The organism is Microbacterium hominis (assembly GCF_013282805.1).
Lineage (GTDB): Bacteria > Actinomycetota > Actinomycetes > Actinomycetales > Microbacteriaceae > Microbacterium > Microbacterium hominis_B.
On sequence record NZ_CP054038.1, the window covers coordinates 2,620,249 to 2,634,066 of the forward strand.

At 73.2% G+C, this 13,818-nt stretch carries 12 protein-coding genes; 7 read left to right on the forward strand and 5 right to left on the reverse strand.

Annotated elements, in window-relative coordinates; translation table 11 throughout:
• Together mtrB and mtrA are read right to left on the reverse strand one after the other, a co-directional pair.
• Entirely contained in the window at positions 1–1,707 is a 1,707-nt protein-coding gene (mtrB, locus tag HQM25_RS11920; protein ID WP_172990429.1) for an MtrAB system histidine kinase MtrB, read from the reverse strand.
• Between the two features lie 7 nt (positions 1,708–1,714).
• The gene (gene mtrA, locus HQM25_RS11925) at positions 1,715–2,395 is read right to left on the reverse strand and encodes an MtrAB system response regulator MtrA (RefSeq protein ID WP_172990430.1); all 681 of its coding nucleotides are present in this window, start codon (positions 2,393–2,395) and stop codon (positions 1,715–1,717) included.
• Between the two features lie 204 nt (positions 2,396–2,599).
• Here mtrA and HQM25_RS11930 point away from each other — a divergent pair, with 204 nt between their 5' ends.
• The 6 genes from HQM25_RS11930 (at position 2,600) to aqpZ (ending at position 8,990) form a co-directional block, all read left to right on the forward strand.
• Positions 2,600–3,910 (forward strand): hypothetical protein, encoded by a 1,311-nt coding sequence (locus tag HQM25_RS11930; RefSeq protein ID WP_172990431.1) that lies wholly within the window; start codon positions 2,600–2,602, stop codon positions 3,908–3,910.
• Entirely contained in the window at positions 3,910–4,575 is a 666-nt protein-coding gene (locus HQM25_RS11935) for a DUF4129 domain-containing protein (RefSeq protein WP_172990432.1), read from the forward strand. The genes HQM25_RS11930 and HQM25_RS11935 overlap by 1 nt, the downstream gene beginning before the upstream one ends.
• Positions 4,572–5,753, forward strand: coding sequence for a DUF4350 domain-containing protein (locus HQM25_RS11940; RefSeq protein ID WP_254359309.1), 1,182 nt, complete (start codon positions 4,572–4,574; stop codon positions 5,751–5,753). The genes HQM25_RS11935 and HQM25_RS11940 overlap by 4 nt, the downstream gene beginning before the upstream one ends.
• Positions 5,753–6,763 carry an AAA family ATPase gene (locus HQM25_RS11945; RefSeq protein WP_172990433.1) on the forward strand — a complete coding sequence of 337 codons (1,011 nt, stop codon included), beginning with the start codon at positions 5,753–5,755 and terminating at the stop codon, positions 6,761–6,763. Before HQM25_RS11940 ends, HQM25_RS11945 begins: the two co-directional genes overlap by 1 nt.
• A 22-nt stretch (positions 6,764–6,785) precedes the next feature.
• On the forward strand, positions 6,786–8,099 hold the full coding sequence (locus HQM25_RS11950) for a DUF58 domain-containing protein (RefSeq protein WP_172990434.1): 1,314 nt from the start codon (positions 6,786–6,788) through the stop codon (positions 8,097–8,099).
• Positions 8,100–8,201: 102 nt separating this feature from the next.
• Positions 8,202–8,990, forward strand: coding sequence for an aquaporin Z (gene aqpZ / locus HQM25_RS11955; protein ID WP_217275144.1), 789 nt, complete (start codon positions 8,202–8,204; stop codon positions 8,988–8,990).
• A 75-nt stretch (positions 8,991–9,065) separates the two neighbouring features.
• Here aqpZ and katG read toward each other — a convergent pair whose 3' ends face one another.
• From katG to HQM25_RS11970, 3 genes are read right to left on the reverse strand one after another with little or no spacing between them, the layout of a single operon-like run.
• Positions 9,066–11,327: a catalase/peroxidase HPI gene (katG, locus tag HQM25_RS11960; RefSeq protein WP_254359310.1), complete on the reverse strand. Its 2,262-nt coding sequence runs from the start codon at positions 11,325–11,327 to the stop codon at positions 9,066–9,068.
• Between the two features lie 43 nt (positions 11,328–11,370).
• Entirely contained in the window at positions 11,371–11,856 is a 486-nt protein-coding gene (locus HQM25_RS11965; protein ID WP_172990435.1) for a Fur family transcriptional regulator, read from the reverse strand.
• A gap of 50 nt (positions 11,857–11,906) precedes the next feature.
• Positions 11,907–12,902 (reverse strand): stage II sporulation protein M, encoded by a 996-nt coding sequence (locus tag HQM25_RS11970; protein ID WP_172990436.1) that lies wholly within the window; start codon positions 12,900–12,902, stop codon positions 11,907–11,909.
• 16 nt (positions 12,903–12,918) lie between these two features.
• Between HQM25_RS11970 and HQM25_RS11975 the strand changes: the two genes are divergently transcribed.
• On the forward strand, positions 12,919–13,773 hold the full coding sequence (locus tag HQM25_RS11975; RefSeq protein ID WP_172990437.1) for an RDD family protein: 855 nt from the start codon (positions 12,919–12,921) through the stop codon (positions 13,771–13,773).
• The last annotated feature ends 45 nt before the right edge of the window (positions 13,774–13,818 follow it).

Sequence of the window (13,818 nt, forward strand, 5' to 3'; positions counted from 1 at the left end):
TCACAGTCCCTCCCGGCCGGCGGCATCGCGCAGCTGTCCGGCGTCGTCGATCATGACCTCGATCGGCTGTGTGAGCCCGAGGTCGTCGATCCCGGCGACGCTGTCATCGCCTGGATCGACCGCGATGGGCGAGTGCGTCCCGACCTCCGCGCCGGCAGTGCGCGGGATGGTCAGCACGAAGTGCGAGCCGCGGCCGAGCTCCGACCACACCGCCAGCCGGCCGCCGTGCAGGCGCGCGTCGCCGAGGGCGATCGACAGGCCCAGCCCGGTGCCCCCGATCGTGCGGGTGCGCGACGGATCGGCGCGCCAGAACCGGTCGAACACGCGATCGACGTCCTCGCGTCGCATCCCGAGGCCGTAGTCGCGCACCCCGAGCGCGACCGTCTGCTGATCGCTGTCGACGGTCACCACGATCGGCCGCCCCTCGCCGTGCTCGATCGCATTGCCCAGGAGGTTCCGGAGGATCCGGCGCACCCGGCGCGGGTCCATGTCGACCGGGGAATATCCTCCCGGCGCGACCAGTCGCACATCGCTGCCGTGCTGCTCGGCGAGCTGGCTCATCGATCCGATGACGTCCTCCGCGAGGTGGGCGATACTGGTCGGCTCGAGCTCGAGCTGCACCGAGCCGGCGTCGTAGCGGCTGATCTCCAGGAGGTCGGTGAGCAGGGTCTCGAACCGCTGCACCTGGGCGTTCAGCAGCTCCGCGGCGCGCGCGGTGGCCGGGGCGAAGTCCTCGCGCTGGTCGTTGATCATGTCGGCGGCGAGGCGGATGGTGGTCAGCGGCGTCCGCAGCTCGTGCGAGACGTCGGAGACGAAGCGCTGCTGCACGAGCGAGAGGTCGGCCAGCGCCTTGATCTGGGACTGGATGCTGTCGGCCATCGCGTTGAACGACCGGCCGAGGGTGGCCAGCTCGTCTTCGCCGTGCACGTCCAGGCGCACCCCGAGGTCGCCGGCGGCGAGCTTGGCACTGGTCTCGGCGGCCTCGCCGATGGGCGTGGTGACCGACCTCAGCACGAACCATGCGATGCCGCCGATGATGAGCACGAGGGCGATGCCGACGACCCAGAGGGTGCCGTGGATGAACCCGAGCGTCTGCGACGCGCTGTCGAGGTCGTACCCGAGATACAGCTCGAACGCGCCGACGTCGTCGACGATCAGCTGCTGGCCGACGATGATGCCCGGGATGGGGTCGCCTCCGTCGATCGGGAGCCCCACCGACTGCCACCACTGCTGCGTCGCGTCGGAGCGCACGGCCTCGCGCATGCCGTCGGAGATGATCTGCTCGTCGAACTGGCGCGAGGTGAAGTCCTGCACGACCGTGGAGGGCGCGCCGATGCGCAGCGCCGCGATGACGTCGCTCGACGACTGCTCGGCGAGGGTGTTCTGCACGTCGAGCCACAGGTTCTGCAGCGCCGCGGTGTCCCCCTGCGTGTCGGCGGAGTCCAGGGTGGTCTGGGCGGCCTGGGTGGCCCGTCGCGCGTCGATCAGCACCTGGTCCTTGCGCGCCTGGAACAGGTCGTTCTGGATCGCGAGCGCCATCCACACGCAGGCGATGAGGATCGCCAGCACCGTGAGGGCGAGGGTGATCACCAGGGTGCGGAACCGCAGCGATCGCCGCCAGACGCCCGCGAGCGTGTCGGGCCAGGCGCGCCACGCCCGCCATCTGCTCGTCGGGGTGACGCCCGTCACCGTCGGCGAGGTGACCATGGATGCCTCACACGGCCGCGCCGGCGCGATAGCCCACCCCGCGCACCGTGGTCACGATGCGGGGGTTGTCGGGATCGCGCTCGACCTTGGCGCGCAGCCTCTGCACGTGGACGTTCACCAGGCGCGTGTCGGCCTTGTAGTGGTAGCCCCACACCTGCTCGAGGAGCATCTCGCGCGAGAACACCTGCTGCGGCTTGGAGGCGAGCGCCACGAGAAGCTCGAACTCCAGCGGCGTCAGGGCGATGGGCGCGTCGTCGCGGCGCACCTCGTGGGCGGCGACGTCGACGAACAGGTCGCCGATGCGCAGGGTCTCGGCGGCGCTCTGGCCGGCCGGGCGCAGCCGCGTGCGGATGCGGGCGACGAGCTCCTTCGGGTTGAACGGCTTGACGATGTAGTCGTCGGCGCCCGACTCGAGCCCCTTGACCACGTCGGCGGTGTCGGTGCGCGCGGTGAGCATGATGATCGGGATGCCGGACTCGGCGCGCACGCGCGTGCAGATCTCGATCCCGTCCATGCCGGGCAGCATCAGGTCGAGGAGGATCAGGTCGGGTCGCTCGGCCCGGAAGACCTCGACCGCCTGGGCCCCGTCGGCGCAGAACACCGTGTCGAACCCCTCCGTGCGCAGCACGATGCCGATCATCTCGGCGAGGGCGGTGTCGTCGTCGACTACCAGGATGCGTGATGTCATCTCGCGCGTTCGTCCTTTGCGTCGGGCAGGCGGATGGTGACGGCGAGGGCCGTCCGGTGCGCTCCCCACAGATTAGTCGACGCGGGCGGGAGTTCGGCCGAGCCGTGCCACGATAGGGACACGGCGGCGTTTCGAGCGCCGAGGTCCGCACCCGCCGCCGCCACCGCCGCCCGTGCGCGGGCGGGAGCACCGCGAGAGGACACCGTGACCGCCTACCCGGCCTGGACCCCGGCCTCACGGCCCGGGATCATCCCGCTGCACCCGCTGACGTTCGGCACGATCCTGGGCCGCTCGTTCGCGGCCCTGCGCCACAATCCGCGCGTGCTGCTGGGCTTCGCGCTGGGCGTGCAGGCGATCGCGTACGTCGTGGTGCTGCTCGCGGTGGGCGGCATCGCCTTCCTCGCCTTCTCGCGCCTGGACACACTGCGCCCGGGCACCGACGAGTTCGACCAGGTGATGGCGGGGTCGATCGCTCTCACCATCGTCGCGGGCGTCGTGCTGGGGCTCGCGGCCGGTGCGCTCTCGGTCGTCGTGCAGGCGATCGTGATCGTGGAGGTCGCCCACGCCGCGGTCGCCGAGAAGCTGACCCTGGCGCAGCTGTGGCAGCAGGTGCGCCCCGTCATCTGGCGGCTGATCGGGTACACGGTGCTGCTCATCCTCGCCGTGCTGGTCTCATTCGTGATCGTGGGCGCCGCCATCGCGGCGTCGGCACTGGCGACCCCCGTGGCGGCGGTGCTGCTGGGCATCCTCGCCGTGCTGGCGGCGATCCCCCTCTACCTGTGGCTGGCGACGAAGCTGCTGCTGGTGCCGGCGGCGATCGTGATCGAGCACGCCACGATCGGCCAGGCGATCGGACGGGCGTGGACGCTCGTGCGCGGGCGGTTCTGGCCCGCGCTCGGCATCATCGTGGTGATCTCGCTCGTGTTCAGCACGGTCGCACAGGTGGTGGGGCTGCCCTTCGGATTCCTGTCGACCGGCCTCACCACGATCATCGCGCCGACGGGCGCCCCCGAAGCCTCCGCGATCGTCGGGATCGTCGTGCTCGGCCTGCTCACCCAGGTGGTGACCCTTCTGGTGCAGGCGGTCGCGCTCGTCGTGCAGGCCACGGCAACCGGCATCCTCTACATCGACTGCCGCATGCGGCGCGAGGGGCTCGACCTCGATCTGCTCGCCTACATCGACCGGCGCGACGCCGGCGCGTCCGACCTCGCCGACCCGTACCGCGCGCACATCGGGCGCGTCATCGCCCCGCGCCCTCCGGCACCGCCGCCCGCCGCAGCGCCCGGGTACGCACCGCCGCCCGCCGCGGCTCCCGGGTACGCACCGCCGCCCGCCGCGGCTCCCGCATACCCCGCACCGCCCGCCCCCGCTGCGCCCGCCACGCCCGCGAGCCCGGCGCCCGCACCGCCCGTGAGTCCGCAGCCCACGAGCCCGCCGCCGGCACCCCACCGATGGGCAGCGCCCGGGCAGACCGCGCCGGCGGAGCCGAGCCCGGACGCGCCGACGGACCGGTGATGGCCGGTCTGCTCCGGATGACGTCGGGGGTGCCTCCGCTCACGCCCGACGGCGAACAGGGGCGCGACTGGGCGGAGCGCGAGCTGTCCGACCCGCGGTACGAAGCAGCCCAGCCGACGCTGTTCGACCGCATCGCACGGGCGATCGGCGAGTTCTTCGAGAACCTCTTCTCCTCTCAGCTGCCGGCCGACTGGGGTCCGACCTTGGCGCTCATCGCCGCCGTCGTCGTGGTCGCGGTCATCGTCGCGGCGGTCGTGGTGTGGGGCCTGCCGCGCGCGACGCGCCGGGCACCGGCATCCCTCGGCTCGCTCTTCGACGACGCCGACGAGCGATCGGCCGCCGAATTGCGCCGCGACGCGCAGGCGCACGCCGCACGTGAGGAATGGACGCCCGCGATCGTGCTGCGCTTCCGGGCGCTCGCCCGCGCCGTGCACGAGCGCGGGATCGTCGACACCCCTCCGGGGACGACCGCGCACGGATTCGCGCGTGCCGCGGCCGCGCCGTTCCCGGCCCACGCCGCGGCGATCGAGCAGGCGGCGGGCGCCTTCGACGACGTGCGCTACCTCCGCCGGCCCGGCACGGCCGCCGCCTACGAGCGCGTGGCCGCGGCGGACGCGTCCGTGCAGGCCGCGCGCCCGCGGATCGCCGACGAGGTGGGCGTGTGAGCACCCTCGAACGGGCCCCCGCCGCCACCGGCGCGCGCCGACGACGCGGCGTGATCGGCTGGATCGCCATCGGCGTGACGCTGCTGGTCGTCGGCGCCGCGGGGGCGGCCATCGCCGGGCTCGGCCAGTGGGCGCAGCGCGATGCGCTCGACCCGGAGTCGTTCGGCGCCGCCGGCACACGTGCGCTCGCGGAGGTTCTGCGCGCGCAGGGCGTCGAGGTGCGCGTCACGCGCCAGCGCGACGAGGCGGTGCGCCTGCTCGGTGCGGAGCGTGCCACGCTGGCGCTGGCCGATCCGGCCGCCCTGTCCGATGAGGCTGTGCTCGCGCTGGCCGCGGCGGCCGTCGACACGGTGCTGCTCGACCCCCGCTCGCGCACCCTCGACCTGCTTCTGCACGCCACCCGCCCCGCCGGCGAGGCGCCCATCGACGTCGTCGACCCGTCGTGCGCACTGCCCGACGCCCGTCGTGCCGGCCCCGTCGTCCCCGGCGCCGTCTACACGCCCGGCTCTGCGGCGGATGCGGCGTGCTACCCGGTCGGCGACGCCTACGGGCTGGTCGTCTCCGACGACGGCGCCCGGCGCGTGAGCGCGCTCGACGGACGGGCGATGCTCGCCAACGACCGCCTCGCCGACAACGGCAACGCGGCCCTCGGGGTGAACCTCCTCGGCCGGAATCCGCTCGTCGTCTGGTACGTCCCGACCCTCGCCGACACCGACATCGCCGACACCGACCCCTCGCTGGGCGATCTCACCCCGCCGTGGGTCAGCCCCGTCATCGTGCTGGCGCTGGCCGCGGGGCTCGCCGCCGCCATCTGGCGCGGCCGGCGGTTCGGCCCCCTCGTCGCGGAGCGGATGCCGGTCACGGTGCGCGCCTCCGAGACCACCGAGGGCCGCGCGCGACTGTACGCCCACTCCCGCGACGCGGGGCACGCGGCCGACCAGCTCCGCCTCGCCGCCCTTCCCCGCCTCGCGCGTCTCCTCGGCCTCAGCGCGAGCGCCTCGGCGGGCGAGATCGCCGATGCCGCCGCCGCCCGCATCGGCGCCGACCGCGGTGCGGTGCGGGGAGTACTGTTCGACATCGTGCCCGAGGGCGACGCCGATCTCGTCGCCCTCCACACCCGCCTGCAGGAGCTCGAGCGCGCCGTCGCCCGGGCGGCCCGCCCCGAAAGGACCCCGTGATGACCGACGAGAACGCTGTGCCCGCACACACCGCCGCCCCCGCGGCCGGCGCCGCGACCGACGACGCCCTGAGGGAGTCGATGAACCGCGTGCGCCTCGAGGTGGGCAAGGCGGTCGTCGGTCAGGACGGCACGGTGACGGGCCTGCTGATCGCCCTCCTCGCCGGCGGTCACGTGCTGCTGGAAGGCGTGCCGGGCGTCGCGAAGACGCTGCTGGTGCGGGCGCTCAGCACGGCGCTGGGCCTGGACACCAAGCGCATCCAGTTCACGCCCGACCTGATGCCCGGCGATGTGTCGGGATCGCTCGTGTACGACGCGCGCACCGGCGAGTTCGAGTTCCGCGAAGGGCCCGTCTTCACCCACATCGTGCTGGCGGACGAGATCAACCGCACCCCGCCGAAGACCCAGGCCGCCCTGCTGGAGGCCATGGAGGAGCGCCAGGTCTCGACCGACGGCGTCACGCGTCGGCTCCCCGACCCCTTCCTCGTCGCCGCGACCCAGAACCCGGTCGAGCACGAGGGCACGTACACGCTGCCCGAGGCCCAGCTCGACCGGTTCCTGCTGAAGCTGCTGGTCGAGACGCCCTCGCGCGACGCCGAGTTCGCGTTGCTGCGCCGCCACGCCGACGGCTTCGACCCGCGCGACCTCGCCGCCGCGGGCCTTGGGCAGGTGGTCAGCGCCGACGAGGTGCGCGCGGCGCGGCGCGCCGCGGCCGCGGTCGAGGTCTCGGACGACCTGATCGGCTATGTCGTCGACCTCGCGCAGGCGAGCAGGCGCAGCCCCTCGGTGCAGCTCGGCGCGAGCCCGCGCGCGGCGACCGCGCTGGTGGCGACCGCGAAGGCGTGGGCGTGGCTTGGCGGCTACCCCGCGATCACCCCCGACCACGTGCAGACGATGCTCGTGCCCACCTGGCGGCACCGCATCCGCCTGCGTCCCGATGCCGAGCTCGAAGGCGTGTCGGTCGACGCGGTTCTGGGCTCGGTCGTGCAGCAGACCCGCGTGCCGCTGTGACCTCGTCGAACGCCCCGAGCGCATGTACCTGACCGGCCGCGCCCCCCTGTTCGTCGCCGCCGGCGTGGTGCCGGTGGTGCTGCTGTCGACGGCGGGCGTCGACGCGTGGCTCGCCGCCGCCGGCTGGATCGCCCTGTGCGCGGTCGCCTTCGCCCTCGACGCCCTCGCCGCCCCGGATCCGCGGCAGGTGCGCATCCGGCGCTCGCTGCCCGCGCGCGTCGGCCGGGGCCGCCCGGTGGTCAGCGAAGTGCGCGTGCAGAATCTCGGCGCACGCACGCTGCGGCTGCGGCTGCGCGACGCCTGGCAGCCCACCGCCGGAGCCCCGGCCGACCGGCCGCGCCTGGTCGTTCCGCCGGGCGAGAGCCGCGCGGCGGCGATCCCGCTCCTGCCGCGCCGTCGCGGCGAGATCGCGAGCGGGTTCGTCGTGCTCCGCTCCGACGGGCCGGTGCGTCTGGCCGGCCGCCAGGCGCGCATCGCCTCCCGCGGCGCGGTGCGCGTGCTGCCGCCGTTCACCGCGCGCCGCCATCTCCCCTCGCGGCTGGCGCGGCTGCGCGAGCTCGACGGCAACACGAGCGTGCAGGTGCGCGGTCAGGGCACGGAGTTCGACAGCCTGCGCGAGTACGTGCGCGGCGATGACGTGCGCTCCATCGACTGGCGCGCCACCGCGCGCGCAGGCAGCACCATGCTGCGCACGTGGCGGCCCGAACGCGACCGCCACGTCGTGATCGTCGTCGACACCGGGCGCACGGCGGCCGCGCGCGTGGGCGACGGGGTCCGGCTGGATGCCGCGATGGAGGCCGCGCTCCTCCTCGCCGCCCTCGCCTCGCGCGCCGGCGACCACGTGCACCTCCTGATGTTCGACCGCGTCACCCGCGCGCGGGTGACGCGGGTGGACGGCGCCGCCCTCCTGCCGGCTCTGGTCGACGCGATGGCGCCCGTCGAGCCCCAGCTGATCGACACCGACTGGGATGCCGCCTTCGCCGCCGCCCGGCAGCTGAGCTCACGCCCCGCGCTGGTGGTGCTCCTGACCGCACAGGATGCGGCCGAAGCCGCGCGGGGATTCCTCGGCTCACTCCCGGCCCTGGCTGCCCGCACCCACGTGCTGGTGGGGGCGGTGACCGATGAGGCCGCCGCGGCAGGCGCTCCGGCCTCCGAACGGCCCGATGCCGACGACGTGTACCGGCTCGCCGCCTACGCGCGCGCCGAGCGCGACGCCGCCACGGTCGCGGCGGCGATCGGACGGGCCGGCGCCGAGGCGATCGCGGGCACGCCCGAGGATCTGCCGCCACGGATCGCCGACAGGTATCTCGCGCTGAAGGCGGCCGGCCGGCTCTGAACGCGCAGGCACGCGGCGATGACACGTCGATGTCGATCCGTCGCGCCTCCTGACGTTGCGCTCCCCCTCCCGCTACTCTCTGGCCGAGGAAAGGAGTCCGCCATGACGGATACCACCACCGAGCCCAAGATGGCGACCAAGCTCATCGCCGAGGCGTTCGGAACCCTGCTGCTCGTCTTCGGCGGCGTCGGCACCGCGCTGATCGCCTCCGCGTTCCCCTACGACGACGCGGCCAATCCACTCGGCGTGGGCTTCGTCGGCGTCGCGCTCGCCTTCGGGCTGACCGTCGTCGTCGGCGCCTACGCGTGGGGCCCGGTATCGGGCGGTCACTTCAATCCCGCCATCACGCTCGGACTCGCGGCATCCGGCCGGTTCCCGTGGAAGGACACGATCGGCTACATCATCGCGCAGCTGATCGGCGGGGTGGTCGCGACGACCCTCATCGTGCTGATCGGGGTCTTCGGCCCCGACGGCTGGCTCTCCAGCGCCCAAGACGGCGGCTTCGCCTCAAACGGCTTCGACGCGCTCTCGCCCGGGGGCTTCGGGCTCGGCGCGGCCATCGTGGCGGAGATCCTGCTGACCGCGATCTTCGTGCTCATCATCCTGGGCGTGACCCACCCCACCCGCGGGAACGCGCTGCTCGCGCCGCTGGCGATCGGCCTGACGCTGACCCTCATCCACCTCATCTCGATCCCGATCGACAACACGTCGGTGAACCCCGCGCGGTCGCTCGCCGCCGCGATCTACGGCGGTCCCGAGCCGCTGGCCCAGCTGTGGGTGTTCATCGTCTTCCCGATCGTCGGCGGTCTCATCGCCGGCTGGGTGCACCGGGCGCTCCTGGAGAAGACCCCCGCTCCGCCCGCCGAGGAGACCGCGCGCGTCGAGCCCTGACCGCCGCGTCCCCCGCGAACGGAAGCGGCCCGCCCCCTCGGGGACGGGCCGCTTCGTGCATCGCGGTGACGCGGGTCAGACGAGGTCGAAGCGGTCGAGCTCGGTGACCTTGCCCCAGGCCTTCACGAAGTCGCGCACGAACTTCTCGTTCGCGTCGTCGGAGCCGTACACCTCGGCGAGGGCGCGCAGCTCGGAGTTCGAGCCGAACACGAGGTCCGAGCGGGTGCCGATGCCGACCTTCTCGCCCGAGCCGTCCTTCGTGCCCAGGAACGCGTGCGCGCCCGGGTCGAGCGGCTTCCAGGTGGTGCCGAGGTCGAGCAGGTTCACGAAGAAGTCGTTCGTGAGCACGCCCGGGCGCTCGGTGAGCACACCGTAGGCGGAGCCGTCGTAGTTGGCACCCAGCACCCGCAGGCCGCCGACGAGCACGGTGAGCTCCGGCGCCGACAGGGTGAGGAGGTTCGCCTTGTCGACCAGCAGGTACTCGGCGGGAAGCTCGGCGAGCGGGCCGTAGTAGTTGCGGAATCCGTCGGCCACGGGCTCCAGGTACTGGAACGACTCGACGTCGGTCTGCTCCTGCGAGGCGTCGGTGCGACCCGGGTGGAAGACCACCTCGGCCTCGACGCCGGCGTCGGCGGCCGCCTTCTCGACCGCCGCGTTACCGGCGAGCACGATGAGGTCGGCCAGCGAGACCTTCTTGGCGCCCTGCGCGTCGAAGTCGGCCTTGACGGCCTCGAGCACCTCGAGCACCTTGGCGAGCTGGGCGGGGTTGTTGACCTCCCAGTCCTTCTGCGGCGCGAGGCGGATGCGGGCGCCGTTGACGCCGCCGCGCTTGTCGCTGCCGCGGAACGAGGATGCCGCCGCCCACGTGGTCGAGACGAGCTCGGCCACCGAGAGGCCGGACTCGAGGATGCGGGCCTTCAGCGCCGCCGCGTCGGCGGCGTCGATGAGCTCGTGATCCACGGCCGGGACGCGGTCCTGCCAGATGAGCTCCTCAGCGGGCACCTCGGGGCCGAGGTAGCGCTCGATCGGGCCCATGTCGCGGTGGGTCAGCTTGAACCACGCGCGGGCGAACGCGTCGGAGAACGCCGCGGGGTCCTCGGCGAACCGCTTCGAGATCTCGCCGTACGCGGGGTCGAAGCGCAGCGCGAGGTCGGTGGTGAGCATGCGGGGCTCGCGGTGGCCCTCCGAGTGCGCGAGCGGGACCATGTCGGCGCCGCCGCCGTTCTTCGGGCGCCACTGGTGCGCACCGGCGGGGCTCTGGAAGAGCTCCCATTCGTAGGCGAAGAGGATGTGGAAGAACTCGTTGTCCCAGCGGGTCGGGTGGTAGGTCCACGTCACCTCGAGGCCCGAGGTGATGGTGTCGTCGCCCTTGCCGGTGCCGTGCGCGTTCGCCCAGCCCAGGCCCTGCTGCTCGATCGAGGCGGCCTCGGGGTTGTCGCCGACGTTGCTGTCGGATGCCGCGCCGTGCGTCTTGCCGAAGGTGTGGCCGCCGGCGATGAGGGCGACGGTCTCCTCGTCGTTCATCGCCATGCGGGAGAAGGTCTCGCGGATGTCGCGCGCCGCCAGCAGCGGGTCGGGGTTGCCGTTCGGGCCCTCGGGGTTGACGTAGATGAGACCCATCTGCACGGCCGCGAGGGGCTTCTCGAGGTCGCGGTCGCCCGAGTAGCGCTCATCGGCGAGCCAGGTGGTCTCCGGGCCCCAGTACACGTCGTCGTCCGGCTCCCACACGTCGGGGCGACCGCCGGCGAAGCCGAAGGTCTGGAAGCCCATCGACTCGAGCGCGACGTTGCCGGCGAGGATAATGAGATCGGCCCACGACAGGGCCTGGCCGTACTTCTTCTTGACGGGCCACAGCAGGCGCCGCGCCTTGTCGAGGTTCACGTTGTCCGGCCACGAGTTCAGCGGCGCGAAGCGCTGCTGGCCGGCGCCGCCGCCGCCGCGACCGTCGGTGACACGGTAGGTGCCGGCCGAGTGCCACGCCATGCGGATCGCGAGGGGGCCGTAGTGGCCGAAGTCGGCGGGCCACCAGTCCTGCGACGTGGTGAGCGCCTCCTCGATGTCCTTCTTGACGGCGGGCAGGTCGAGGGTCTCGAACGCCGTCTTGTAGTCGAACTCTTCGCCGAGCGGGTTGGCCACGGCAGGGTTCTTCGCGAGGACCTTGAGGTTCAGCTGGTTGGGCCACCACACGCGGTTCGCCGAGCCCGCGGTGGGGTGCGGCTGAGAGGTGTGGACGACCGGGCAGCCGCCCGGCTGGGCCGGCTCGTCCGTCACGGTGACGGACTGGTCGACCTCGGTCTCACCGCCGATGCCGGCGGTGGTCTCGTCATGCTGGGTCATGATGTTCCTTCCTGGAAGGGTGCGGAAAGGGGCGTCGGAGAAGTCAGGAGGAGACGGTGGATGCCGCGGCCGCGGCATCCACCGAAGATGCGGCGGCACGCGCGGCGCAGGCGGGGCACACGCCCCAGAAGGTCACCTCTGCCACCTGCACGGCGTAGCCGTGCGACTCGGACGGCGTCAGGCACGGCGCCGGCCCGACGGCGCAGTCGACGTCTTCGACGGCGCCGCACTCGGTGCACACGAGGTGGTGGTGATTGTCGTCGACCCGCAGCTCGAACAGCCCGGGGCGGCCCGCGGGCTCGATGCGGCGCACCAGGCCGGCGTCGGCGAAGTCGGCGAGCGCGTTGTAGACGGACTGCAGGCTGGTCTGCGGCAGGGATCCCGTCACGACCCGGAACACCTCGTCGGCGCTGACGTGCGAACGCGCGCGCAGCGCGTCGACGACGGCTCGACGGGACTCGGTGACCCGCAGCCCCGCACCGCGCAGGAGCTCGACGGCGTCGAGGTCGTGGCGGAGAGGGCGGGTCACGCCCTCCACCTTACCCTTGTTTTGATTGAATCAAAACAACAGGCGAATGGCTATCCGGAGACCAGCGTGGCCGCCCCCGTCTCGAATTCGGTGAGGTCGCCGGTCTCGCCGCGGCGGTGCGCGCGGCCGCCGATGAGCACCATGTAGACCACGAAGGCGCCGAGTGCGAGCGCGCCGATGCCGATCTTGACCGGCCACGGCCACGGCTGCGCGGTGACGAACCCCTCGATGAGCCCGGCCGCCGCGAGGGCGATCACGAGCCCGATCGCCACCGTCGCCAGCGACCTCCCGGCCGCCGCCAAGGCCGCACCGCGGGTGCGCGGCCCCGGTGCCACCCACGCCCAGAAGATGTGGAGTCCGGCCGCCGCGGCCGTGAAGACACAGGTCAGCTCGAGCAGGCCGTGCGGAAGGATGTAGAGCACGAACACATCGCCACGCCCGAAGGCGAGCATGACGGCCGCAGCCGTCCCGACGCCGACCGCGTTCTGCACCAGCACCATGAGCGGCCATACGCCGGTGACCCCGAACAGCACGCACTGGGCGGCGATCCACGCGTTGTTGGTCCACACGGTGCCGGCGAACACGGCCGCCGGGTTCTCGCTGTAGTACTCGGTGAACTCGTTCTGCGCGTACTGCTCCAGCGCGGCCCTCGGGCCGAGACTCGCCACGAGAGCCGCGTCGCCCGACACCCACAGGGCGACGGTGGTCGCCACGACCACGAACGCGACCGCGATCACGAGCGTCGTCCACCGGAGGCGGTACAGTGCCGCCGGAAGCTGCCGCACGAAGAACCGCGGCACCTGCCGCAGCACGTTCTCCGGCCCGCCGGTCAGGCGCAGGCGCGCGCGGGCGAGCATGGTCGACACGTGATCGCCCTGCACGGAGCGGCCCGCCGAGCTCTTCGCGTCGGCGAGATCGGCCGACGCGGCGCGGTAGCGCACCACCAGCTCGTCCACCTCGGCGCCGGTGAGCCGACGCTCGCGGCTGAGCTCGTCCAGCCGCTCCCACTCCCCACGCCGGGCGGCCGTGAGTGCGTCGAGGTCCATGTGCTTCACTGTACCCATGCCCGATGGACCGGCCCCCGCGCCCCGTGCGGTCGACATCCATCAGGACGAGGTGCTCACCGGCGAGGCGGTCGCGCTCGACGTGCAGCCGGTGGGATTCTTCCTGCGCGCCCTCGGCACACTGCTCGACATGCTGCTCGGGGTCGCGGTGTTCGTGCTGTTCGGGCTGCTGGCCACCTGGCTGCTCGGCGAGAGCCTGCTCGACGGCGCGGTGCTGCCCATCCTCACGATCGCGGTCGTCGTGATCGTGACGATCGTCGTGCCCACCGCGGTGGAGACCGCCTCGCGCGGACGCAGTCTCGGCCGGCTGGCGGTCGGCGGCCGCATCGTGCGCACCGACGGCGGCGCCGCGGGATTCCGTCACGCCTTCATCCGGGCTCTCGTCGGCGTGTTCGAGCTGTGGCTCACCTTCGGCGCCGTCGCCGCGCTCGTGGGCGCGTTCACGCCGCGCGCGCAGCGCCTGGGCGACCTGCTGGCCGGCACCTACAGCGAGCGCACGCGCACACCGCGACTGCCTGCCCCGCCGGGGGGCGTCCCCTCGGAGCTGGTGGCGTGGGCGGCGACGGCAGATGTCGCGCGCCTTCCCGACCGCCTCGCGCGGCGCATCTCGCGCTTCGGCGCGTCGGCGGCGAACCTCGACCCCGTGGCGCGGCGACGGCTCGCGCTCGCGCTGGCCGAGGAGACCGCGGCGCACGTCTCGCCCGTGCCGGAGGTCGACGCGGAGACGTTCCTGCTCGGGGTCGCCGCCGTCCGCCGTGATCGCGAGCTGCGCGCCCTCGCACTCGAGGCGGCGCGCGTGGATGCGCTCACCGCCACGGCCGCTGCGGGCACCCGCGGGTTCCCGCGGCGCTGAGGCGCTCCGGCTCCCACAGCCGGGCGCGCCCGGTCGGCGACGCGG

Excerpts from the sequence above, each read along its gene's own strand:
- mtrB (WP_172990429.1), bottom strand. The coding sequence starts at position 1,707 with ATGGTCACCTCGCCGACGGTGACGGGCGTCACCCCGACGAGCAGATGG.
- mtrA (WP_172990430.1), bottom strand. The coding sequence starts at position 2,395 with ATGACATCACGCATCCTGGTAGTCGACGACGACACCGCCCTCGCCGAG.
- HQM25_RS11935 (WP_172990432.1), top strand. The coding sequence starts at position 3,910 with ATGGCCGGTCTGCTCCGGATGACGTCGGGGGTGCCTCCGCTCACGCCC.
- HQM25_RS11945 (WP_172990433.1), top strand. The coding sequence starts at position 5,753 with ATGACCGACGAGAACGCTGTGCCCGCACACACCGCCGCCCCCGCGGCC.
- HQM25_RS11950 (WP_172990434.1), top strand. The coding sequence starts at position 6,786 with ATGTACCTGACCGGCCGCGCCCCCCTGTTCGTCGCCGCCGGCGTGGTG.
- aqpZ (WP_217275144.1), top strand. The coding sequence starts at position 8,202 with ATGACGGATACCACCACCGAGCCCAAGATGGCGACCAAGCTCATCGCC.
- katG (WP_254359310.1), bottom strand. The coding sequence starts at position 11,327 with ATGACCCAGCATGACGAGACCACCGCCGGCATCGGCGGTGAGACCGAG.
- HQM25_RS11970 (WP_172990436.1), bottom strand. The coding sequence starts at position 12,902 with ATGGACCTCGACGCACTCACGGCCGCCCGGCGTGGGGAGTGGGAGCGG.
- HQM25_RS11975 (WP_172990437.1), top strand. The coding sequence starts at position 12,919 with ATGCCCGATGGACCGGCCCCCGCGCCCCGTGCGGTCGACATCCATCAG.